The 22,544-nt window shown below is 63.4% G+C and carries 19 protein-coding genes; 13 read left to right on the plus strand and 6 right to left on the minus strand.

Translation table 11 applies throughout. From position 1 onward, the window contains the following. The first annotated feature begins 450 nt into the window (after positions 1-450). The 6 genes from rho to I8N54_RS18745 are packed head-to-tail and all read left to right on the plus strand — an operon-like array spanning position 451 to position 7,233. Positions 451-1,725 (plus strand): transcription termination factor Rho, encoded by a 1,275-nt coding sequence (gene rho / locus I8N54_RS18720; protein WP_140195084.1) that lies wholly within the window; start codon positions 451-453, stop codon positions 1,723-1,725. A gap of 31 nt (positions 1,726-1,756) precedes the next feature. Next, on the plus strand, positions 1,757-3,037 hold the full coding sequence (gene mnmE / locus I8N54_RS18725; RefSeq protein ID WP_140195082.1) for a tRNA uridine-5-carboxymethylaminomethyl(34) synthesis GTPase MnmE: 1,281 nt from the start codon (positions 1,757-1,759) through the stop codon (positions 3,035-3,037). 11 nt (positions 3,038-3,048) lie between these two features. Then, complete coding sequence (gene mnmG, locus I8N54_RS18730; protein ID WP_140195080.1) at positions 3,049-4,917, plus strand: tRNA uridine-5-carboxymethylaminomethyl(34) synthesis enzyme MnmG; 1,869 nt, start codon at positions 3,049-3,051, stop codon at positions 4,915-4,917. Continuing rightward, positions 4,917-5,537: a 16S rRNA (guanine(527)-N(7))-methyltransferase RsmG gene (rsmG, locus tag I8N54_RS18735; protein WP_140195078.1), complete on the plus strand. Its 621-nt coding sequence runs from the start codon at positions 4,917-4,919 to the stop codon at positions 5,535-5,537. Before mnmG ends, rsmG begins: the two co-directional genes overlap by 1 nt. Then, positions 5,530-6,327, plus strand: a complete 798-nt coding sequence (locus I8N54_RS18740; RefSeq protein WP_140195076.1) for a ParA family protein — start codon at positions 5,530-5,532, stop codon at positions 6,325-6,327. Before rsmG ends, I8N54_RS18740 begins: the two co-directional genes overlap by 8 nt. A gap of 18 nt (positions 6,328-6,345) precedes the next feature. Next, complete coding sequence (locus I8N54_RS18745; RefSeq protein ID WP_140195074.1) at positions 6,346-7,233, plus strand: ParB/RepB/Spo0J family partition protein; 888 nt, start codon at positions 6,346-6,348, stop codon at positions 7,231-7,233. Here the strand turns inward: I8N54_RS18745 and hemW are convergent. Genes hemW through rph form a run of 3 tightly spaced genes read right to left on the minus strand, consistent with a single transcriptional unit; the run spans position 7,230 to position 9,698 of the window. Beyond that, on the minus strand, positions 7,230-8,378 hold the full coding sequence (gene hemW / locus I8N54_RS18750; protein ID WP_140195732.1) for a radical SAM family heme chaperone HemW: 1,149 nt from the start codon (positions 8,376-8,378) through the stop codon (positions 7,230-7,232). The two genes, I8N54_RS18745 and hemW, sit on opposite strands and share 4 nt — an antisense overlap. Before the next feature lies 1 nt (position 8,379). Next, positions 8,380-8,988, minus strand: a complete 609-nt coding sequence (gene rdgB / locus I8N54_RS18755; RefSeq protein ID WP_140195072.1) for an RdgB/HAM1 family non-canonical purine NTP pyrophosphatase — start codon at positions 8,986-8,988, stop codon at positions 8,380-8,382. Further along, entirely contained in the window at positions 8,988-9,698 is a 711-nt protein-coding gene (rph, locus tag I8N54_RS18760; protein ID WP_140195070.1) for a ribonuclease PH, read from the minus strand. Before rph ends, rdgB begins: the two co-directional genes overlap by 1 nt. A gap of 151 nt (positions 9,699-9,849) precedes the next feature. On the opposite strand from rph, the gene hrcA reads away from it, so the two are divergent. The 3 genes from hrcA to I8N54_RS18775 all read left to right on the plus strand — a co-directional run bounded on the left by hrcA (position 9,850) and on the right by I8N54_RS18775 (position 12,128). After that, a complete protein-coding gene (gene hrcA, locus I8N54_RS18765) occupies positions 9,850-10,884 on the plus strand; it encodes a heat-inducible transcriptional repressor HrcA (RefSeq protein WP_408635376.1) in 1,035 nt (344 codons plus the stop codon). Positions 10,885-10,895: 11 nt separating this feature from the next. Next, positions 10,896-11,483, plus strand: a complete 588-nt coding sequence (grpE, locus tag I8N54_RS18770; protein ID WP_140195066.1) for a nucleotide exchange factor GrpE — start codon at positions 10,896-10,898, stop codon at positions 11,481-11,483. 192 nt (positions 11,484-11,675) lie between these two features. After that, positions 11,676-12,128: a PRC-barrel domain-containing protein gene (locus I8N54_RS18775; protein WP_197097573.1), complete on the plus strand. Its 453-nt coding sequence runs from the start codon at positions 11,676-11,678 to the stop codon at positions 12,126-12,128. A 90-nt stretch (positions 12,129-12,218) separates the two neighbouring features. Here I8N54_RS18775 and mutS read toward each other — a convergent pair whose 3' ends face one another. Together mutS and I8N54_RS18785 are read right to left on the minus strand one after the other, a co-directional pair. Further along, entirely contained in the window at positions 12,219-14,846 is a 2,628-nt protein-coding gene (gene mutS / locus I8N54_RS18780; protein WP_231592592.1) for a DNA mismatch repair protein MutS, read from the minus strand. Positions 14,847-14,901: 55 nt separating this feature from the next. Continuing rightward, positions 14,902-15,435 (minus strand): inorganic diphosphatase, encoded by a 534-nt coding sequence (locus tag I8N54_RS18785; RefSeq protein WP_140195062.1) that lies wholly within the window; start codon positions 15,433-15,435, stop codon positions 14,902-14,904. Between the two features lie 78 nt (positions 15,436-15,513). Here I8N54_RS18785 and I8N54_RS18790 point away from each other — a divergent pair, with 78 nt between their 5' ends. Genes I8N54_RS18790 through I8N54_RS18800 form a run of 3 tightly spaced genes read left to right on the plus strand, consistent with a single transcriptional unit; the run spans position 15,514 to position 19,307 of the window. After that, positions 15,514-17,766 carry an NADP-dependent malic enzyme gene (locus I8N54_RS18790; protein ID WP_140195060.1) on the plus strand — a complete coding sequence of 751 codons (2,253 nt, stop codon included), beginning with the start codon at positions 15,514-15,516 and terminating at the stop codon, positions 17,764-17,766. A gap of 6 nt (positions 17,767-17,772) precedes the next feature. Continuing rightward, the gene (locus tag I8N54_RS18795; protein ID WP_140195058.1) at positions 17,773-18,639 is read left to right on the plus strand and encodes a ribokinase; all 867 of its coding nucleotides are present in this window, start codon (positions 17,773-17,775) and stop codon (positions 18,637-18,639) included. 38 nt (positions 18,640-18,677) lie between these two features. After that, positions 18,678-19,307 (plus strand): glutathione S-transferase family protein, encoded by a 630-nt coding sequence (locus tag I8N54_RS18800; RefSeq protein WP_140195056.1) that lies wholly within the window; start codon positions 18,678-18,680, stop codon positions 19,305-19,307. Here the strand turns inward: I8N54_RS18800 and I8N54_RS18805 are convergent. Next, a complete protein-coding gene (locus I8N54_RS18805) occupies positions 19,304-20,221 on the minus strand; it encodes a helix-turn-helix domain-containing protein (RefSeq protein ID WP_140195054.1) in 918 nt (305 codons plus the stop codon). The two genes, I8N54_RS18800 and I8N54_RS18805, sit on opposite strands and share 4 nt — an antisense overlap. Before the next feature lie 181 nt (positions 20,222-20,402). On the opposite strand from I8N54_RS18805, the gene I8N54_RS18810 reads away from it, so the two are divergent. Beyond that, entirely contained in the window at positions 20,403-22,490 is a 2,088-nt protein-coding gene (locus tag I8N54_RS18810) for an ABC transporter substrate-binding protein (protein ID WP_231592589.1), read from the plus strand. Positions 22,491-22,544: the final 54 nt, after the last annotated feature.

Here is a 22,544-nt window from a genome sequence, read left to right on the forward strand (position 1 = left end):
GGGATGGGGAGAAGTCCCGAGATGTCCGGTGATCACTCGTTAACAATCCACGTGGGGACAGGACAACCGGCTGATGTGGACAGGACCCCGACTTTGCCGGGGTCAATGCCCCGATCCAAAATTCCGGACAGATGTCCGATCTCCAAGTATCTGATAATTAATCAGTATTCTGATCCGTCATACATCTGTTGCACCGATGTCATGGCGACGTGTTGTGTATAAGTCGTGGGAGAATCTGGGCGCGCAGACTTATCCCTGCCCTCTACCTACAACCACTTCCCTTCTATCTTTTCTTAATTATTGGGTGAGAAACGTGACCGGAGGCACCCGGACCAGCGCGATTGACAGACTGCCATGAAGTGCCTACGTGAGGTGCCAAGCCCGTCCGGGCCCAAGACTTCCCAATAGAGTTATGGAATGGCGGCCCCTGCGGGCGGCCTCTTGATATAGATGTCAGAACACCGACTGAACCTTGCGGACCTGAAGGCCCAAAGCCCGAAGGACCTGCTTTCCCTCGCCGAAGAGCTCGAGATCGAGAACGCCTCCACGATGAGGAAAGGCGACATGATGTTCGCCATCCTGCGGGAACGGGCGGACGAGGATTGGGTCATTGGCGGCGACGGCGTGCTAGAGGTGCTTCAGGACGGCTTCGGTTTCCTGCGCTCGCCCGAAGCGAACTACCTGCCGGGCCCGGACGATATTTATGTCAGTCCAGACATGATCCGTCAGTATTCGCTGCGCACCGGGGACACCGTCGAAGGTGTCATCAAGGAGCCGGGCGATGCCGAACGCTACTTCGCGCTGACCACGGTCGAGTCGATCAACTTCGAGTCACCCGAGAAGGCGCGTCACAAGGTTGCCTTCGACAACCTGACGCCGCTTTACCCGGACGAACGGCTCAACATGGAGATCGAGAACGAGCAGGCGACGAAAGATCGCTCTGCCCGGATCATCGACCTTGTCGCGCCGATCGGCAAAGGCCAGCGGTCGCTCATCGTCGCGCCGCCGCGGACCGGTAAAACGGTTCTGCTTCAGAATATTGCGCACTCGATCGAGAAGAACCATCCGGAGTGCTACTTGATCGTCCTGCTGATCGACGAACGCCCGGAAGAGGTCACGGACATGCAGCGCTCGGTGAAGGGTGAGGTCGTGTCCTCCACCTTCGACGAGCCTGCGACGCGTCACGTTGCCGTGTCCGAAATGGTGATCGAAAAGGCCAAGCGCCTCGTCGAACACAAGCGCGACGTCGTGATCCTGCTCGACTCGATCACTCGTCTGGGCCGCGCCTTCAACACGACGGTTCCGTCGTCGGGCAAGGTGCTGACCGGTGGTGTCGACGCGAACGCCCTGCAGCGTCCAAAGCGCTTCTTCGGTGCCGCGCGGAACATCGAGGAAGGCGGGTCGCTGACCATCATCGCAACGGCGCTGATCGATACCGGCTCCCGGATGGACGAAGTCATCTTCGAGGAATTCAAGGGCACCGGTAACTCCGAGATCGTGCTGGACCGTAAGGTTGCCGACAAACGCGTCTTCCCGGCGATGGACATTCTCAAGTCCGGAACCCGGAAAGAGGACCTGCTCGTCGACAAGGTCGATCTGCAGAAGACCTACGTTCTGCGGCGCATCCTGAACCCGATGGGCACGACGGACGCGATCGAATTCCTGCTGTCGAAGCTGAAGCAGACCAAGACGAATTCCGAGTTCTTCGAATCCATGAACACCTGAGGCGGGACGCCGCGGCGTCCCGGTTGCGTCGATGGAGACGATCTTTGCCCTCGCGACGGTACGGGGACGCTCCGGCGTCGCCGTCGTTCGCTTGTCCGGGCCGGATGCCGTCCCGGTCGCAGAGGGGCTGACCGGGCCCCTGCCCCCCGACGGCCGAACCCTGCGCAAGTTGCGTGACGAGACCGGGTTGCTGGACGAAGCACTCGTTCTCGTCTTTCCGAAAGGTCGCAGCTTTACCGGTGAGCCGGTCGTCGAACTGCAACTGCATGGCAGTATCGCGGTGACATCCGCCGTGCTTGCCGCATTGGGCCGCGATCAACGCGCCAGGCCGGCGGACGCCGGGGAGTTTACACACCGCGCGTTTGCGAATGGACGCCTGGATCTCGCGCAGGTCGAAGGCCTCGCCGATCTCATTGATGCGGAAACCGAAGCGCAGCGGCGACAGGCCGTGCGTGCACTGGATGGTGCGCTCGGGCGGCGGGCGGAAAGCTGGCGGGTTCGGCTGATCCGGGCTGCCGCATTGATCGAAGCAACGATCGACTTTGCCGATGAAGATGTGCCGGTCGACGTTGGCCCCGAGGTCGAAGAGTTGCTTGTTGGCGTGCAATCCGAGCTTCGCAAGGAAGCGGCAGGCGCTGGAATGGCCGAGCGTATACGCACCGGTTTCGAGGTCGCTATCGTCGGCGCGCCAAACGCCGGGAAGTCGACGTTGCTGAACGCGCTCGCCGGCCGGGATGCGGCCATCACGTCCGAGCGAGCCGGAACGACTCGGGATGTGATCGAGGTCCGTATGGACCTTGGTGGGCTGGCTGTGACGTTGCTCGATACCGCTGGCATTCGGGATACCGAGGATGAGGTCGAGCGAATCGGCGTCGATCGAGCTCTGGCACGGGCGCGTCAGGCTGATATCCGGGTTCACTTGGTCGAGAGAGGCGCTGAACCACTTATGTCGGTCGAACCGCAAGATATCGTGGTTCTTGGAAAGTCTGATCTACATGACGCGCCGACTGGTGCCGTTTCGGGGCAGACTGGCGCCGGTATCGACGAACTTGTCGGAAAACTGACGGATGCTCTTTCGGAGATGGTCGGGGAGCCGGGCGTAGCCATTCGCGAGCGTCATCGTCTGGCGATGATCCGAGCGTCCGGTCAGCTGGACAATGTGTTGTCGCAGATGACGCTGCTGAGCGAGGCGCCCGATATCTTGGCGGAAGACCTCCGGGATGGTATCCGTGCCATCGACTCGTTGGTCGGACGCGTCGACGTGGAGCAGATCCTCGGTGAGATCTTCTCCTCCTTTTGCATCGGAAAGTAGGAAAGTTTCACGTGAAACATTCGTCCTTTGATGTCGTGGTGATTGGTGGCGGCCATGCAGGCAGCGAGGCTGGCCACGCGGCTGCGCGCTCTGGCGCCAAGGTTGCTCTCGTCACGCTAACCCGGTCGGGCATCGGAGTGATGTCCTGTAACCCGGCGATCGGTGGGCTGGGCAAAGGCCACCTCGTCCGAGAGATTGACGCCATGGACGGTGTGATGGGGCGCGTCGCGGACCGCGCCGGAATCCAGTTCCGTTTGCTGAACCGCAAAAAGGGGCCGGCCGTTCAAGGCCCGCGCGCCCAGGCAGACCGCGCCATCTATCGCTCGGCGATGCTTGCGGAAATCGAGGCAGCACCGAACCTGACGATCGTCGAAGGCGAAGCCGTGGACCTCGACCTGTCGGCCGGCCAGCTGAAGGCTGTTCTTCTGGCTGACGGTACCCGTCTGGATTGCTCGGCTGCGATTCTCACCACGGGCACCTTCCTGCGTGGTGTAATCCACATCGGCGACGTTTCTCGTCCGGGTGGACGGATGGGCGAGCGGCCCTCTGTCCGCATGGCCGATCGGATTGATGAACTGGGTTTGCCGCTGGGTCGCCTTAAGACAGGCACCCCGCCCCGGCTTGACGGGCGAACGATCGATTGGGATCGACTTGAGCGTCAGCCGGGCGACGCAGATCCCACGATGTTCTCATTCTTGTCGTCGAAGCCCGAGGCACAACAGGTCGATTGTGGGATCACGCACACCAACGAGCGGACGCACGAGATCATCCGTGCGAACTTGGAACGATCTGCGATGTACGGCGGCCATATTGATGGCGTCGGCCCCCGTTACTGCCCGTCCATCGAGGACAAGGTGGTGCGCTTTGCCGATAAGACGTCACACCAGATTTTCCTTGAACCTGAAGGCGTTAACGATCCGACAGTGTACCCGAACGGTATCTCGACCTCCCTGCCCCAGGATGTTCAAGAGCATTACGTTCATTCGATCGCGGGGCTGGAGAAGGCATCGATCACTCAGCCTGGCTACGCGATTGAGTACGACTACGTCGATCCGCGAGCGCTTCGCGAAACCCTGGAACTGCGCGAGACGCGAGGTCTGTACCTTGCCGGACAGATCAACGGGACCACGGGGTACGAGGAAGCCGCAGCCCAAGGACTTGTCGCTGGTCTGAACGCGGCTGCTCAAGCGCTTGGTCGTGAGCCGGTCCAGTTCAGCCGGACGACGTCCTACATCGGCGTCATGGTTGACGACCTGATCACGCGTGGTGTGACGGAGCCGTATCGCATGTTTACCTCCCGTGCGGAATTCCGGCTGTCGCTTCGGGCGGACAATGCCGACTTGCGCCTCACCGCGCAGGGCCGTGAGGCCGGTTGCGTCGGTGATGCCCGTTGGGAGGTCTTCAGCCGTAAGGTTGAGGCATTGGAGGCTGGGAAGGCGCTTCTCGGCGGACTGAAAATTCAGGCCAAAGCGATTTCTGAGCATGGCGCGCGGCTTAATCCTGAAGGGCCGGCTCGTACCGGGCTTGAAGCGCTTGCCTTGGTTGATCTGTCGTTCGATGACCTCGTCACCTTGGCACCGGATGCCTCGGCCGTTCCGACTGAAATCGGTGAGCAGATCAAACGTGATGCGCTCTATGCGAACTACGTCGAGCGTCAATCGAAGGATATCGAAGCGCTGCAACGTGATGAAAATCAGGCGTTGCCACATGATTTGGATTTCAGCGGTATCGATGGGCTTTCCAAGGAACTGTCGACCAAACTCGATCGGATCCGTCCTTCGACTATTGGCCAGGCATCTCGTGTCGAAGGGATGACGCCCGCAGCGCTTCTTCTACTTATGGCGCGAATTCGTCGGGACAAAGTCGCACGGTCCGCCTGATGGAAGAAGTGGAGTTGATCTCCGGCGTCTATGTTTCACGTGAAACATTTGAGCGCTTGGAGGCTTTTCGCGACCTTGTCCTCAAGTGGACGGCTCGCATCAACCTCGTATCAACTAAATCGGCGGCTACCCTGTGGGATCGGCACATCCTTGATTCGGCGCAGCTCATCCAACACGCTCCAGACAGTTTCAACCGCTGGGTCGACCTCGGAAGTGGGGGCGGCTTTCCCGGGATCGTTGTCGCTACCCTGAACCTGGACCTTGCCCCAGACGCGGAGATGATCCTCGTCGAATCCGATCAACGGAAAGCGACGTTCCTTCGCGCAGCTATCCGGGAACTTGGTCTGAACGCTCAAGTTCAGGCCAGCCGCGCCGAAACCCTGGCGCCGATGCAGGCTGATGTACTGACAGCCCGCGCTTTGGCCTCACTATCCGAACTCCTGCCGCTCGCCTCCCGCCACCTCAAACCTGACGGAATCGCAATTTTCCCCAAGGGCCGCAGCGCCTTGGACGAAATCCGCGACGCGCAGCAAGGTTGGACCTTCCAGCTTGAACAATCTCCCAGTAAGACCGACGCCGAGGCAGCAATATTGAAGTTGGAAAGGATCGAGCGTGTCTGACCCGACGAGACCACCGGCCCCCAGAATTATCGCAATCGCGAACCAGAAAGGTGGCGTCGGAAAGACCACCACGGCGATCAACCTCGGCGCAGCACTTGCCCGCTCCGAGCAGCGTGTGATGATTGTCGACCTTGATCCGCAGGGAAACGCGTCGACAGGACTTGGCGTTGATGCCGACGATCGCGAGATCACGATTTACGACCTGCTGCTGGGGGACGCCACACCGTCGGAAGCCGCGCGGCAGACCGAGGTCGATAACCTGTTCATTGTTCCGGCAACGACAGATTTAAGCTCTGCCGATATCGAGCTGATTTCCAACGAAAAACGCAGCTTCCTGCTACACGACGCCCTTCGGCAGGTAGCGATCGATACCCTTTCGCTCGATTACATCCTGATCGACTGCCCGCCCAGTCTGAACCTCCTGACGATCAATGCGCTCGTTGCCGCGAACTCGGTTCTCGTGCCGCTCCAATCCGAGTTCTTCGCCCTTGAGGGGTTGTCTCAGCTCATGCTCACCGTTCGCGAAGTTCGGCAGTCCGCCAATCCGAACCTTCGGATCGAAGGGGTTGCGCTGACGATGTACGACCGGCGCAACAACCTTGCGCTTCAGGTCGAGGAAGACGCCCGCGACAATCTGGGCGATCTCGTTTTCAATACGGTCATTCCGCGAAATGTCCGGCTGTCCGAGGCCCCGTCCTTCGCCATGCCGGTGCTGGATTACGATCCGTCCAGCCGCGGCGCCGCGGCTTACAAGGCCCTCGCGGCTGAACTTCTCGAACGCGACCATTGATCCCGGAGGACAGGCAGAATGGCAGATAATCGCCCCAAATCCAGAGGTCTTGGTCGCGGGTTGTCCGCTCTCATGGCGGATGTCGATACCGGCTCGGCCACATCGGAGACCCCGCGTCGACCCGACATGCGAATTCCGATCGAGCAGGTTCATCCGAACCCGAACCAGCCGCGCCGCAGTTTCAATTCCGACGCATTGGCTGAGCTCGCGAGCTCGATCCGCGAGAAGGGGATCATTCAGCCGCTGATCGTGCGCCCCTCCCCCAACCAGCCGGACCATTTCGAAATTGTTGCCGGCGAACGCCGCTGGCGCGCCGCGCAGCAGGTTCAGCTGCACGACGTGCCGGTCCTGGTGCGCGAGTTCGACGATACCGAAGTGCTCGAAGTCGCGATCATCGAGAATATTCAGCGCGCCGATCTCAACCCGGTTGATGAGGCCGCCGGCTATCGACAGCTGATGGAGCGCTTTGGACATACGCAGGATCAGCTGGCAAGCGCGCTCGGCAAAAGCCGCAGCCACATTGCGAACCTTCTGCGGCTTCTCTCGCTGCCGGATACGGTTCAAACGCTGATGATCGAAGGCAATCTCAGTGCCGGTCATGCGCGGACGCTCGTCGGACGCGATGATGCGGAGGAGATCGCAAAGCGGATCGTCAAGCAGGGCCTCTCTGTTCGCGAGGCCGAGAAGCTTGCGAAGGAGGCTAAGGAGCCCAGCTCAGAGCCGAAGAAACGCGGTAAGGCTGAGAAGGACGCAGACACCAAGCAGATCGAAGCGGAGCTGATGGCGCAGCTTCGAATGGGTGTGTCCATCGACCACAAGCCGGGCACCGAGGGTGGCACGGTGACACTGCACTACCGGGATTTCGCGCAACTCGACGATCTGTTGCGGCTGTTGTCCGGGACTTAAGCCAACAATTCGCGCAAGACGGCGTTCAGGATCGGCCGACCTTGGTCAGTTACGGCGATATGGTCATTCGAAATCGTGACCAGTCTGTTCGCCTCGAGTTCGGACGCGACATCGGGTGACCATCCGAATGCGCGGGCGCGGGACAGGTCGACCCCACTTCGCAAGCGCATACCCATGAGGAGTAGTTCGGCCAGCCGATCTTCGGTCGTCAGTTCATCACGGGCGATCTCTGCCGAACCGCGCGACTCGACAGCTGACAACCATTCCCCCGGCATCCGCGCCGCTTCCGTCGAGAAGCGTTGTTCGCCAAGAGTAAGGCGTCCGTGTGCGCCCGGACCAACGCCGACATAATCGCCGGTTTTCCAGTACAGCAGGTTGTGTTTGCTCTCCGCGCCAGGGCGGGCGTGGTTCGAGATTTCATAAGATGGCATCCCGGCGGCGGCGCAGACCTCTTGCGTGATGTCCCACATATCGGCCGCGCGATCTTCGTCCGGCAGGCCGCGCAGGTGCCCTACGGCGTGCCGCGCGCCGAAGACAGTGCCGTCTTCGATGGTCAGTTGGTACAGCGACAGGTGGTCGATCGCCATCGACAGCGCCTCGCGAAGTTCGGCTTCCCACGCGGCGGCGTCCTGATCCTGTCGCGCGTAGATCAGGTCGAAGCTGACCCGCTCGAAGACGTTTCGGGCAACATCGAAGGCAGTTTGCGCTTCTGCGACGGTGTGCATCCGTCCGAGGCGGCGCAGGTCTGTATCGTTGAGTGCCTGCACCCCCATGGACACCCGGTTGACCCCGGCATCGCGGTAACCGGCGAAGCGGCCGGCCTCGACCGAGGTCGGGTTGGCTTCCAGCGTGACTTCGAGTTCGTTGACCGTCGGCCAGGCCGCACGGGCGGCTTCCATCACCGTGGCGACCGTCTCTGGCGCCATCAGGCTGGGCGTGCCGCCTCCGAAGAAGATGGATTGCAGAACGCGGGGCCCGGTCTCTTCGCGATAGCGCGTGATCTCTGAGGCGAGCGCGGTGGCCCATCGAGTCTGGTCGACGTTGGCCACGACATGAGAGTTGAAGTCGCAGTAAGGGCACTTCGACTGGCAGAAGGGCCAATGAACATAGAGTCCAAAGCCCCCTGCCCGCCAGTCGTCAGACAGGTCAGCCAAAGCAACCCGCAATCAGCTTCTCGAAGGCGCGAGCCCGGTGCGAGATGCGGTTCTTCTCCGCCGGGTCCATCTCGCCGAAGGTGATGTTGTAGCCGTCGGGCACGAAGATCGGATCGTAACCGTGGCCGAGGTCACCGCGCATGGGCCAGACAACTCGTCCCGGGACTTCACCGGCGAAGACCTCGTCATGACCGTCCGGCCAGGCCAGAACCAACGTGCAGCAGAAGCGCGCCGTTCGAGGTTCTGGCGCTCCGCGCTCTTCCAGTTCCGTCCAGGCGCGGGTCATGGCCATGCGAAAGTCCCGACCGTCCGGCGTCTCGGCCCAGTCCGCCGTGTGGACGCCCGGTTGGCCGTCCAGCCCGTCGATGCAGATACCGCTGTCATCGGACAGGGCGGGCAGACCGAGCGCGGCGACGGCGGCACGGGCCTTGATCCTGGCGTTGCCGGCGAAGGTTTCTTCGGTTTCGTCCGGCTCAGGCAGTCCATGATCGGCGTTCGACGTGACAGAAACGCCGTATGGCGCCAGCAAGTCCTTGATTTCATACAATTTACCAGCGTTATGCGTCGCTACGACCAGCTCTGTCCCGTCGAACCTGCGCATCAGGCCACCGCAGCTTTCTGCGCTGCCGTCAGTTCTGCCGTGCCCTGCTCTGCGAGTGCCATCAGCTGCTCCATCTCCTTGCGGGAGAAGGTAGCGCCTTCGGCTGACATCTGCACTTCGATGAGGCGGTCACCGGTCATCACGAAGTTGCCATCGACACCCGCTTCGGAATCTTCGGGGTAGTCGAGGTCGAGCACGGGCTGACCAGCGTAGATGCCGCAGCTCACGGCGGACACGGGCTCTGCCAGCGGGTCGGACAGAACGTCCCCCGCCTTCATCAGCTTGTTGACCGCGAGGCGCAGTGCGACCCAGCCGCCGGTGATCGACGCGCAACGCGTGCCGCCGTCAGCCTGCAGCACGTCGCAGTCCACCGTGATCTGACGCTCGCCAAGCGCGACGCGGTCGACGCCGGCGCGAAGGGAGCGGCCGATCAGGCGCTGGATCTCCACGGTGCGGCCGCCCTGCTTGCCGGCCGTCGCCTCGCGCCGCATCCGCGACCCGGTGGAGCGCGGCAGCATCCCGTATTCCGCCGTCACCCAGCCAAGGCCGGTGCCTTTCAGGAACGGCGGCGGGCGATCTTCGATCGACGCGGTACAGAGCACGTGAGTGTCACCGACCTTGATGAGGCAGGAGCCTTCAGCATGTTTCGTGACGCCGACGTCGATCGACACCGCGCGCATTTCGTCAAGGTTTCGTCCCGATGGCCGCATCACGCTATCCTCACATGGTTGCAAGCTCCCTCTAGTCGGGCCGCTTCCGCTTTCCAACCCCGATTGACCTCACCGCTCGCGTGGTTTTAATTGCCTCGCCCCTCTGGATTGGCAGGCAGACGTGACGGATCAGTCCGCAATCTTCGACGAGATGAACGCCCGCTCCCGCGAAGTCTTTCGCCGGGTTGTCGAAGGCTACCTCGACACCGGTGCGCCGGTCGGCTCCCGCACGCTCACCCGCTCCATGTCCGAGAAGGTGAGCGCGGCGACCGTGCGCAACGTGATGCAGGATCTCGAGTATCTCGGCCTGCTCGGCTCACCGCACATCAGTGCGGGCCGGGTGCCGACGCAGCTCGGGCTGCGCATGTTCGTTGACGGCCTGCTCGAGATCGGCGACCTGGCCGGCGATGACCGTGCAAGGATCGACGAAACACTCGGCTCCAACAGCGACGAGGTGACCACGGTCCTCGACCGGATCGGCTCTGCCCTGTCGGGCGTGACGCAAGGGGCGAGCCTCGTCCTCGCGCCGAAGCACGAAGCGCCCGTGAAACACGTCGAGTTCGTGTCGTTGTCGCAGGATCGCGCGCTGGTCGTGCTGGTCTTCGCCAACGGTCATGTGGAGAACCGCGTCTTCACCCCGCCGCCGGGGCAGACTCCGTCGTCGATGCGGGAGGCTGCGAACTTCGTGAACGCCGTGGCCGAGGGGCGCACCCTGTCCGAGCTCGGCGTCGCCATGACGCGCGAGATCAGCGCCCGCCGCACGGAGATCGACTCGTTGGCGGCACAACTGGTCGAATCCGGCATCGCAGTTTGGGAAAACAAGGGCGAATCGATAGAACGTCTGATCGTCCGCGGGCGCGGCAACCTGCTGACCGAGGACGGTCACGAGGAAGACCTGCAGCGGATCCGCGAATTGTTTGACGACCTCGAACGAAAGCGCGATATCGCCGAGTTCCTCGAACTGGCCGAAGAAGGCGAAGGGGTCCGCATCTTCATCGGCTCGGAAAACAAACTCTTCTCACTTTCGGGTTCCTCTCTGGTGGTGAGTCCCTATATGAACGCAGATCGAAAAATCATTGGCGCCGTGGGCGTCATCGGGCCGACCCGGCTGAATTATGGCCGGATCGTCCCCATCGTTGATTACACAGCACAGTTGGTCGGACGCCTGGTGTCCGATCGGGCCTGAAGGAAGTGATGATGGCAAAGCCGAAGAGCGAGCAGGAATTCATGGAAGAAGTCGCGGCGGAGCTGCGCGGAGAGAGCGAGCCCACCGACGGGGTCGAAGAATCCGACGCGCCCGAGACCGCAGCCGATCCCGATGAACTCGAGACGCTGCGGGCCGAGCGGGATGAACTTAAGGACCGGTTCGTCCGTGCCCTCGCCGATGCCGAGAACACGCGCAAGCGGGCCGATCGCGACCGGCGCGAGGCGGAGAACTACGGCGGCAGCAAGCTGGCCCGGGACATGCTCCCGGTCTACGACAACCTGTCGCGTGCGCTCGAGACCGCGAACGAAGAGCAGAAGGAAATCTCCAAGTCGCTGCTCGAAGGGGTTGAGCTGACGATGAAAGAGCTTCTGAACGTCTTCAAGAAGCACGGGATCGAGCCGATCGCGCCGGAAGTCGGTGAAAAGTTCGATCCGCAGGAACATCAGGCGATGTTCGAGGCCCCGGTGCCGGGCACGACCGCCGGCGAAATCATCCAGGTGATGGCCACGGGCTTCATGCTGCACGACCGTCTGCTGCGTCCCGCGCAGGTCGGTGTGAGCTCGACGCCAGCGTCGTAAGGACCGGCGGGTCCGGGGGTGCGCATCAAGCGCGCACCCTACGGCGGCAGTTCATCTGTCTGCCGTGCAGAAGTGGATCACGCCTCCCCTGACTTAACATATGTTTGCCGCTTGGCGCCGAGCTCAAAGGAACAGCAGGCCGGGGGGGTGTCGTTGACTCGTCGTACCCAACTTATGGAAGGGAGATACGACATGACCAACATCAAGACGCTCACCACCGCCACCGCTGCTCTCGTTCTCGGTTTCGGCACTGCTGCCGTCGCACAGGACATGCAGTCCGGCACGATGAATGAGCAGCAGATGGAGGACATCGTTCGCGTCAACGAACTGACGGACGCCGAAGTCTTCACTCTGGAGGTCGAGGCCGATGATTGGGACGAAACCGATTATTACACCGAGGTCGACAGCGAATGGGACCAGATCGGCAACGTGACCGACGTGGCCGTGTCCCGTGACGGACAGCTGACCGGTCTTATCGTCGAAACCGGTGGGTTCCTCGACATCGGTGACAGCCACGTGCTCGTCTCCATGGACAACGTGAAACTCGTCGAAATGGACACGACGAACGAAGGCTATGCCTACGTCACCAACATGACCGAGGAAGAGCTGCAGAACCTCGAAAACGTCGGCGAAAACTGGTTCTAAGCCAGTCGAAACGACTCAGCAAAAGGGGGGGCCTCGTGCCCCCCTTTTTCATGCGTAGGGTGCGCGCTCGATGCGCACCCCAACCCACACCTACCGCACCAGCCCCTTCAGCTCGTACACCAGCGCCAGCGCCTCGCGCGGCGTCAGCTCATCGGGCAGTACATCGCGCAGCCGCCCTTCGACTTCGGACGCCTGGTGTTTCACGGGCGACACCGGTTTCGGCGCCGCCGCGAACAACGGCAGATCGTCGATCACCGCCTGCCGGGAGCCGTCGCCCTCGCGTTCACCCTTCTCCAGAGCCTCCAACACGACTCGTGCCCGTTCGATCACCGCGTCAGGCAGCCCGGCGAGCCGTGCGACCTGTACGCCGTAGGACCGGTCGGCGGTGCCCTGCCGCACTTCGTGCAGGAACACGACGTCGCCCTCCCACTCCTTCACAGCGACGGTCGCGTTCTCGACTCCCTCCAGCTTGCCGGCGAGGGCCGACATCTCGTGATAGTGCGTCGCGAAAAGCGCGCGACAGCGGTTCACCTCGTGCAGATGTTCGAGCGTCGCCCAGGCGATCGAGAGACCGTCATAGGTTGCCGTCCCGCGCCCGATCTCGTCGAGGATCACGAGCGCCCGGTCGTCGGCCTGGTTCAGGATCGCCGCCGTCTCGACCATTTCGACCATGAAGGTCGAGCGTCCCCTGGCAAGGTCGTCCGACGCCCCGACCCGGCTGAACAATTGGCTTACGATCCCGACATGCGCGCTGTCGGCAGGCACGTAGCTGCCGATCTGTGCCAGCACGGCGATCAGGGCGTTCTGGCGGAGGTAGGTCGACTTGCCGGCCATGTTCGGGCCGGTCAGCAGGTGGATCGACGCGCTGCTCAGATCGCAGTCGTTCGCGACAAACGGCGCGCCATCCTTGCGAAGCGCGTCTTCGACGACCGGGTGACGGCCGCCGACGATGTCGAACGCGCGGCTGTCGTCGACTTGCGGACGGCACCAGTCGCGCGCCGAGGCGAGGTCGGCCAACGCTGTCGCAAGGTCGAACTCCGACAAAGCGCGGGCGAGGTTCGAAAGAACGGCGGCATTGGCCAGGATTGCTTCTCGCAGCTTGGAATAGAGACGCTTTTCGATCTCCAGCGCACGGGAGCCTGCGTTCAGGATCCGTGTCTCGAGATCGGACAATTCGACCGTCGTGAACCGCACCTGGCTGGCGGTCGTCTGGCGGTGAATGAAGGTCTCCGACAGCGGCGGGGACAGCATCTTCTCCGCGTGGGTCGCGGTCGTCTCGATGAAGTAGCCGAGCACGTTGTTGTGCTTGATCTTCAGGCTCGAGATCCCGGTGGCAGAGACGAAATCGGCCTGCATTCCGGCGATGACCGATCGTCCCTCGTCCCGCAGGCGCCGCGCCTCGTCCAGTTCCTCGTCGTAGCCGGGTGCGATGAACCCGCCGTCCCTTGCGAGCAGCGGCGGTTCCGCGATCAGCGCGGCGTCAAGAAGTTCGAGCAGATCATCATGGCCGACAAGGTCGCCGGCAGCCTCGCGCAGCAGGTCGGGCAAGTCCACGCCATCAAGACGGGTTGCGATCTGCTCTGCCTGCGCGAGCGAGTTGCGGAGTCCCGCCATGTCGCGGGGTCCGCCGCGCTCCAGCGACAACCGGGACAGCGCACGATCGACGTCGGCCACCTGCCGCAGCGCGTCGCGCAGATCGGCGGACAACCGGGTCTGTTCCACCGCGAAGGCCACCGCATCCTGCCGTGCCCGGATCACGTCGAGCTGCCGCGACGGCGCGGAGATGCGCCGCTCCAGCAGCCGTGCCCCGGCGGAGGTCACCGTGCGGTCGACGGTCCCGAGCAGCGAGCCCGCCCTGCCCCCGGCCATCGCCGAGGTGAGCTCGAGAGACCGCCGCGTCGCCGCGTCGATCTGCATCGAGGCACGTACGCCCTCGCGCACTGGCGGGCGGAGCAGCGGCAGCTTCCCACGTTGCGTGATCTCGAGGTATTCGACCAGTCCGGCGAGCGCCGAGATCTCGACACGTCCGAACGCGCCGAACCCGTCGAGGGACGAGACCGAGAACAGCTTGCACAGCCGCGCCTCCCCGCCGGTGGAATCGAACGCCGATCCGGCGAGCGAGGTGGACGCCGCGCCGAGATCGGACACCAGATCGGCGAATTCGGACTCGATCGCCTCGGGCAGCAGCACCTCGCGCGCGCCGAGGCGGGCGAGTTCCGGCCCCAGTCGCATCGCCGTGCAGGGCATGACCGACAGCGCGCCGGTCGAGATGTCGACCCAGGCGAGCGCGCCTTCGTCCCGGATCGTCGCGTAAGCCGCGAGGAAGTTGTGCCGCCGTGCGTCGAGCAGCGACTCCTCTGTCAGCGTGCCGGGGGTGACCAGCCGGACCACGTCACGGTTCACGACCGATTTCGACCCACGCTTCTTGGCTTCGGCGGGATCTTCCATCTGCTCGGCAATGGCGACGCGGAAGCCCTTGCGGATCAGCGTCAGCAAGTAGCCCTCGGCGGCGTGAACCGGGACGCCGCACATGGCGATGTCCTCACCCAGATGCTTGCCGCGCTTGGTCAGCGCGATGTCGAGCGCTTCGGCCGCTGCGACGGCGTCGTCGAAGAACATCTCGTAGAAGTCGCCCATCCGGTAGAACAGGAGCGCGTCCGGGTAGCCCGACTTGATGTCGAGATACTGCGCCATCATCGGCGTCACGTTGCCTGACATGCCTGTCGTCCCCCGCTCGTCTGCTCCCCGTTGTTACGGGGAGAGGCGGGCAGGCTCAATCACCCCGGAAACGGGCCTCGGCATCTTCCAGCATGGTCATCGCCTCGTCCTTCTCGCCCCGGCCGCAGATCTTGAAGGGGCGCTCGATCATGCGGTTGTAGGTGTCGAAGAACTCCTCGATGTCCCATGCGAAGCCGTTGCGCATATCAGACAGGGTTTCGACGTTCTGAAAGATACGGGACATGGTGGCGACCGCGACGACCCGGTCATTGCGCGCCATCTTGCCGTGCTCCTCGTTCTCCATCTTCAGCACGCCGATCGGCCGGGCCTCGATCAGCGCGCCGGCCGGCACGCTGCCGGCGGTCACCAGCAGAATATCGAGTTCGTCGCCGTCCTCCGCCGTCGTCTGCGGCACGAATCCGAAGGAGAACGGGAAGGTCACGCCCTCCGGCAGCTCGATGGAGATACGGACGAGGCCGCTTTCGTGAATGTCGTATTTGTGCCGGCTGCCTTTGGGTGTCTCGATGAAGACGTTCACGGCGTCCCCGTCCGAACGAGAGGGAATATTGGCGAGGGCGTCGTTGTACATGAGTGCTGTCCCCTGTTTTCTGTGGCCATGAGGCTCTTCCCCGTGGCACCTAGGTCAAAACCAGACCGAGGGCACAGAATGGCCGCCAAATTTACCCGCGAGGACGCGCTCGCGTTTCACATGGATCCGTCGCCCGGCAAGTGGGAGGTGACGCCGACCGTTCCGATGACCACGCAGCGGGATCTTTCGCTCGCCTATTCGCCCGGCGTCGCCGTCCCGTGCGAGGCGATCGCGGAGAACCCGGAGCTCGCCTACGACTACACGAACAAGGGCAACCTCGTGGCCGTGATCTCCAACGGGACGGCGGTGCTTGGCCTCGGCAACCTCGGCGCGCTTGGCGGGAAGCCGGTGATGGAGGGCAAGTCGGTGCTCTTCAAGCGGTTCGCCGACGTGAACTCCATCGACATCGAACTCGACACCGAGGACCCGGACGAGTTCTGCAACGCGGTGCGACTGATGGGGCCGACCTTCGGGGGCGTGAACCTCGAGGACATCAAGGCGCCGGAGTGTTTCATCATCGAGCAGCGGCTCAAGGAAGAGATGGACATCCCCGTCTTCCACGACGACCAGCACGGCACTGCCGTGATCTGCGCCGCCGGCTTGATCAACGCGCTGCACCTCTCTGGCAAGAAGATCGAGGATTGCCGCATCGTTCTGAACGGCGCGGGCGCGGCGGGGATCGCCTGTATCGAACTGCTCAAGAGCATGGGCGCGCGGCACGAGAACTGCATCTGCTGCGACACCAAGGGCGTCATCTACCAGGGCCGCACCGAGGGGATGAACCAGTGGAAGTCGGCCCACGCCGTGAAGACCGACCTCCGCTCGCTGGAAGAGGCGATGGAGGGCGCGGACGTCTTCCTCGGTGTGTCCGCCAAAGGGTCCGTCACGCAAGCGATGGTCGAGAGCATGGCGGATAACCCGGTCATCTTCGCCATGGCCAACCCGGATCCCGAAATCACGCCGGAAGAAGCACACGCCGTCCGGGTCGACGCGATCGTCGCGACGGGCCGCAGCGACTATCCCAACCAGGTGAACAACGTTCTCGGCTTTCCCTACCTGTTCCGTGGTGCGCTCGACATCCACGCCCGCGCGATCAACGACGAGATGAAGATCGCCTGCGCCGAAGCGCTCGCGGCTCTGGCGCGCGAGGATGTGCCGGACGAGGTCGCCGTCGCCTACGGCAAGAAGCTGACGTTCGGGCGGGATTACATCATCCCGACGCCCTTCGACCCGAGACTGATCCACCGCATTCCGCCCGCCGTCGCGAAGGCCGGGATGGACACCGGCGTCGCCCGGCGGCCCATCGTCGACATGGAGGCCTACGAAAACTCGCTGAAGGCCCGGATGGACCCCACCGCGTCGATCCTTCGCGGCATCTACGCCCGGGCGCGCACCGCGCAGGCCTCGGTCGTCTTTGCCGAGGGTGACGATCCGCGCGTGCTCAAGGCCGCCGTCATGTATCAACGCAACGGTTACGGCCGCGCGCTCGTCGTCGGGCGCGAGGCGGACGTGAAACAGAAGCTGGAGGCCGAGGGCCTCGGCGATGCGGTGCGGGAACTGCGCGTCGTGAACGCGGCCAACACCGAACATCTCGAGACCTACAAATCCTTCCTCTACCAGCGGCTTCAACGCAAAGGGCACGACCAGCAAGACGTGCACCGCCTCGCCGCGCGGGATCGTCACGTCTTCGCGGCGCTGATGCTGGCGCATGGCCATGCCGACGGGATGGTGACGGGTGCGACGCGGAAGTCGGCGCATGTGCTCGAGTTCATCAACCACGTCTTCGACGCCGGCCCGCATGACGGGGCGGTGGGTGTCTCTGCCGTTCTGGCGCGTGGGAGGATCGTGCTCATCACCGATACGCTGGTGCATGAATGGCCCGACGAGAACGACCTCGCAACCATCGCCGAACGGGGCGCCTCCGTCGCGCGGACGCTCGGCCTCGTGCCGCGAGTGGCGTTCGTCAGCTTCTCGACCTTCGGCTACCCGGTGTCCGAGCGGGCCGAGAAGATGCACAAGGCACCCAAGGTTCTGGACGCGCGGGGCGTGAACTTCGAATACGAGGGCGAGATGACCGTGGACGTCGCGCTCAACGCTCGCTCGGCTGAGCACTACCCGTTCACCCGCCTTACCGGTCCGGCGAACGTGCTGGTCGTTCCTGCACGGCACTCCGCCTCGATCTCCGTCAAGCTGATGCAGGAGATGGGCGGCGCGACCGTCATCGGGCCGATCCTCGCCGGTGTGAACAAGCCGATCCAGGTCTGCTCGACGGTCTCGACAGTGAACGACATCCTGAACATGGCCGTCATCGCGGCCTGCAAAGTGGAGTAGACGACCTTGGCCATCTGGAACCTCGGCTCAATCAATATCGACGTGGTCTTCTCCGTGCCGCACATCCCGTCGCCGGGCGAGACGCTGGGCTCCACCGGGCGCAAGATCTTCCTCGGCGGCAAGGGCACCAACATGTCGGTTGCCGTGGCGCGGGCCGGATCGCGAGTCTCGCACATCGGCGCCGTCGGGGCGGACGGGCAATGGACCGTCGACCGGCTGATGGAAAATGGCGTCGATACCCGGTTCATCGCCGAGACGGAGGAGGGTACGGGGCAGGCGCTGATCGCAGTCGATGCGCAGGGAGAGAACACGATCATTCTCTATCCCGGCGCAAATCACGCGATTCCGCTGACGAACCTGCAGAACGCACTGTCGGAGGCAGAGACGGGCGACCGCTTCGTCTTCCAGAACGAGACGACGCTTCAGGCCGAGGCCGCGAAGCTCGCGAAGGAGATGGGCCTTGCCGTCACCTACGCCGCCGCGCCGTTCGATGCTGATGCGGTGAAGGCCGTTCTGCCGTTCTGCGAGATGCTGTTTCTGAACGAAGTGGAGGCCCGGCAACTGACCGAGGCCACCGGTCAGTCGCCCGCCGATCTGCCTGTCGATGACGTGGTCATCACGCTCGGCTCCAAGGGGTGCGACTGGGTGACGTCGCGGGGGACGACGCATTTCGACGCCATGAAGGTCGACCCGGTCGATACGACGGGCGCAGGCGACACGTTCACCGGTTACGTTCTTGCCGGTCTCGACCAGGGCATGCCGATGGGGCAGGCGATCGAGCAGGCGACCCGCGCCGCCGCGCTGATGGTGACGCGGCACGGAACGTCTGACGTCATCCCGGACCTTTCCGAGGTTCGCGCGTTCAGGATGTAGGGTGCGCGCTCGATGCGCACCCGTGTGGAGGACACGCCATGAGCGAGATCGTCATCACCACCTACGACTGGGTCCCCGAGCCGCCGCGCGGATACGTTCGCGACATTCGACTGCGCTGGGCGCTGGAAGAAGCCGGGTTGCCCTATCGCGTCGAAAGCACGTCGTTCAGGGATCGCGGTCCCGGACACCTCGAGCGGCAGCCGTTCGGACAGGTGCCCTGGATCACCGATGGCGGGATCTCGGTCTTCGAAAGCGGTGCAGGCCTGCTCCATATCGCTGAAAAGAGCGAACTCCTGATGCCGAAGGACCCTGCCCTGCGGACCGAGGTGGTCGAATGGCTCTTTGCCGCGCTGAACTCGGTCGAGATGGCGTCGCTTCCGTGGAGCCTGTTCGTCTTCACCGGCGACGAAACCGAATCGCGCGGCAAGTTCGACGACTTCCTCGCCAACCGGCTCAGTCGCCTCGAGCCCGTGATGGCGGAGCGCGAGTGGCTCGCCGGCGGACGGTTCACGGTGGCGGATCTCATCATGGCGGAGGTGCTGCGTCTGCCCGACCGCTTCGACGCGCTGGGCCCCTACCCGTCCGTAAAGGCTTATGTCGACCGGATGACGGCCCGGCCGGCCTTCCGCAAGGCCTACGACGACCAGATGGCGCACTTCGCGGACTAGCGGAGCTCCATCTGCGTGTAACGCGCCCGCATCTGGTGCGGCGACAGGCCGTAGGCAGATCGGAAGTGGTCGTAGAACTGGCTGGTGGAGGTGAATCCCGACTGTTCCACCACCTGCCCGATGCCCATGGACGACCCCATCAATAGTGCCCTCGCCCGCAGCAGGCGCATCCGGATGATGAACTTTTTCATCGGCAGCCGCATGGTGCGCGAGAACAGCGACAGCGCGTAATTCTGGTGGAGCCCGGTGACGGCGGCGACGTCCGCGTTGGTCAGCGGCTCGGACAGGTGTTCGAGGATGTGCTTCACCATCGCCACCACGTGCCGGATGTGCGCCGATGACAGGATGCGCTCCTCTCCAATCTCGGCCAGCGGCGCGAGCAGGTAGGGAATGTCGTCGAGCAATGCCCGTCGAAGGAGCGCGTTGAGCTCCATCTTCATGATCTCGAGCCGCTCGTACTCGTTCGCGCGGTAATCCTTGTACCAGCCCTCGATGCAGTCTGAGGTCACCATATCCTCCGGCAACGCGGCAATCGCACCGCCGAGCAGCGACACCTGCAGGCGCGCGATGTGCGGCATGAAGAGAAACGCATCGAGCGGCAGGTAGATGTTGGCGAGTCGCGGCGTGCCGGTTCCGGTTGGCGTGACTTCGACAAGCTGGTGCGGGAGCCCGGCCCAGAACAGGATCAGCCGGCCCTCCGGCACATGCACGCGGACGCCGTCGACATCGTAGATCATCGTCGCGCCGGTGATGAAATTGCCTTCGACGTGGCCGTGCCAGTGCGGCGCGTCCATCACGGAAGGTTCGAACAGGCGCATGCCGAAGCGGCCGATGGCGCGCGTCAGGGCGTAGAAGTGCCGCTCGTGGCTGGGGACGCCCTTGAGAGGGCCGGCATCAATTTGGTCGCGAGGCATATGACTTCGGTGCCGATCTTAAAAACCCGGAATACAATTTCGCATTTCGCTGTTGAGGATGCAACGTCCTTGGGCGCAAGTTCTGTGCCACCGACACGGTCGCGTTCGAGGAGAGATGCGAGCCGGAAAGGTGAATGGCAGAAAAAGCCGGGTCGCCCGCGACCCAATGGGAGGACACTACATGAGACTTATGTCGCGCGCCGCTCCGGCGGCGCTCCTTATCGGCGTCGCCGCGCCTGCGATGGCGCAGGTGGTTGAGCCGACAGCTCCGCCGGAACCCCCGCCTTTCTCGGCGCAGGGCGAGCCTAACTTCGTCAACAGAGACGAGATCTTCACGTATCGCAGCCTGGATAGCTACAGCCAGCCCGAATACATGGATGCCTTCGTCGAGAACGGCACGCTGCCGCCCGTCGAGGAGCGTCTGCCGACCGAACCGATGGTCTACGAGACCTCGAACATGGTCGACGGTGCCGGCGTCTACGGCGACACCATGCGCCACGTCATTGGTGGCCGGCCCGAGGGCTGGAACTACTGGGGCGGCCAGGTGACCGGCTGGGGCGGCATCGACATCGGCCTGTTCGAGTGCCTGACCCGTACCGGCCCGCTGTTCACCCTGAACGCCGACAGCCTCGAGCCGCTGCCGAACCTGGCGAAAAGCTGGGAGTGGTCCGACGACGGCATGGAGCTGACGGTCAGTCTGATCGAAGGCGCCAAGTGGTCCGACGGCGACCCGTTCGATTCCGAGGACGTCATGTTCTACTGGGATCACATCGTACAGGATCCGGAAGTGCAGCCGCTCAACGGCGCCACGCCCGAGACCTTCGGCCAGGGCACGACGCTCGAGAAGGTCGATGACTATACGGTCAAGTTCACCTTCACGACCGAGCGGCCCGAGCAGGTGCTCTACTCGATGGCCTACGGCACGTTCTGCCCGGGACCGAGCCACATCCTCGCGCCCGAGCATCCGGCCAACAACCCGGACAATTCCTACGAGGATTTCCGTAATGCCTTCCCGCCGGAGTACATGAACTTCCCGGTCATGGGCGGTTGGGTTCCGGTCGAGTACCGGGCCGACGATATCGTCGTGATGCGGCGCAACCCCTACTACTGGAAAGTCGACAGCGACGGAAACCAGCTGCCCTACCTGAACGAGATGCAGTACCGCCTGTCCACCTGGGCGGACCGTGACGTTCAGGCCGTGGCCGGCACCGGCGACTTCAGCAACCTCGAACAGGCCGAGAACTTCGTCGAATCGCTGCGTCGCGCGGCAGAGGACGATGCGCCGGCCCGTCTCGAGTTCGGTCCCCGGATCATCGGCTATTCGCTCTACATGAACTTTTCCGGCAACGGATGGGGCGAGCCCGACGACCGTCAGCAGGCCGTGCGCGAGCTGAACCGCAACCTCGAATTCCGCCAGGGCGTCACGCAGGCGCTGGATCGGGTCCGGCTGGGCGAAAGCCTGGTGAAAGGTCCGTTCACCTCGCAATATCCGGGCGGCCTCTACGCGGGCACGACGTTCTATGACAAGGACAGCACCGTCTTCTATCCCTACTCGCTCGAAAGCGCGGCTGCGCATTTCGAGGCCGCAGGGCTCGAGGATACCGACGGCAACGGGTTCTACAACTGGCCCGAGGGTTCGCCCGCCGGTGACGGTGACGTGACCATCACGCTGCTGGCGAACACCGACTACCAGACCGACCGTAACCTCGCCGAGGCCGTGGTCGCGATGATGGAAGAGGCTGGCATCAAGCTGTCCCTCAACCTGATGTCGGGTAACGACCGGGACGCCACGCGCGACTCCGGCCGGTACGACTGGCGGGTCGAGCGGAACGCGTCGGACCTGATCACCGTGGTGCAGAACACCGCGCAGCTGGCTCCGACCGGCCCGCGGACGAGCTCCGTCCACTTCGCCAACGACGACGGCGAACTCGACCTGATGCCCTTCGAGGAAGAGATGGTCGACGCAGTGAACGGCTTCATGGCCACGAACGATTCCGAAGAGCGGGCCGAGCTGATGAAGACCTATCAGCAGCTCTACACCGAGAACCTCTACGGCATCGGTCTGACCAACTACCCGGGTGCACTGATCATCAACAAGCGTTTCGACAACATCCCGTCGGGGGCGCCGATCTTCATGTACAACTGGGCCGAGGACAACATCATCCGCGAGCGGGTGTTCGTCCCGGAGGCCGACCAGATGGATACCGAACTGTATCCTGATGCAATTCCGGGTGAGCCCGGCAGCGACGGTCCCGTGACCGCAGGCTGACCTGTTCCTCCCAGGCTCCGGGGCGGCGGCACGCTGTCGCCCCGGGTCCGTTCC

Origin of the sequence: Pelagovum pacificum, assembly GCF_016134045.1 — a bacterium.
GTDB lineage: Bacteria > Pseudomonadota > Alphaproteobacteria > Rhodobacterales > Rhodobacteraceae > Oceanicola > Oceanicola pacificus_A.

Coding starts and splice junctions, on each gene's coding strand:
- rho (WP_140195084.1), top strand. CDS start 451: ATGTCAGAACACCGACTGAACCTTGCGGACCTGAAGGCCCAAAGCCCG.
- mnmE (WP_140195082.1), top strand. CDS start 1,757: ATGGAGACGATCTTTGCCCTCGCGACGGTACGGGGACGCTCCGGCGTC.
- rsmG (WP_140195078.1), top strand. CDS start 4,917: ATGGAAGAAGTGGAGTTGATCTCCGGCGTCTATGTTTCACGTGAAACA.
- I8N54_RS18745 (WP_140195074.1), top strand. CDS start 6,346: ATGGCAGATAATCGCCCCAAATCCAGAGGTCTTGGTCGCGGGTTGTCC.
- rdgB (WP_140195072.1), bottom strand. CDS start 8,988: ATGCGCAGGTTCGACGGGACAGAGCTGGTCGTAGCGACGCATAACGCT.
- rph (WP_140195070.1), bottom strand. CDS start 9,698: ATGCGGCCATCGGGACGAAACCTTGACGAAATGCGCGCGGTGTCGATC.
- hrcA (WP_408635376.1), top strand. CDS start 9,850: ATGAACGCCCGCTCCCGCGAAGTCTTTCGCCGGGTTGTCGAAGGCTAC.
- grpE (WP_140195066.1), top strand. CDS start 10,896: ATGGCAAAGCCGAAGAGCGAGCAGGAATTCATGGAAGAAGTCGCGGCG.
- I8N54_RS18775 (WP_197097573.1), top strand. CDS start 11,676: ATGACCAACATCAAGACGCTCACCACCGCCACCGCTGCTCTCGTTCTC.
- mutS (WP_231592592.1), bottom strand. CDS start 14,846: ATGTCAGGCAACGTGACGCCGATGATGGCGCAGTATCTCGACATCAAG.
- I8N54_RS18785 (WP_140195062.1), bottom strand. CDS start 15,435: ATGTACAACGACGCCCTCGCCAATATTCCCTCTCGTTCGGACGGGGAC.
- I8N54_RS18790 (WP_140195060.1), top strand. CDS start 15,514: ATGGCCGCCAAATTTACCCGCGAGGACGCGCTCGCGTTTCACATGGAT.
- I8N54_RS18800 (WP_140195056.1), top strand. CDS start 18,678: ATGAGCGAGATCGTCATCACCACCTACGACTGGGTCCCCGAGCCGCCG.
- I8N54_RS18805 (WP_140195054.1), bottom strand. CDS start 20,221: ATGCCTCGCGACCAAATTGATGCCGGCCCTCTCAAGGGCGTCCCCAGC.
- I8N54_RS18810 (WP_231592589.1), top strand. CDS start 20,403: ATGAGACTTATGTCGCGCGCCGCTCCGGCGGCGCTCCTTATCGGCGTC.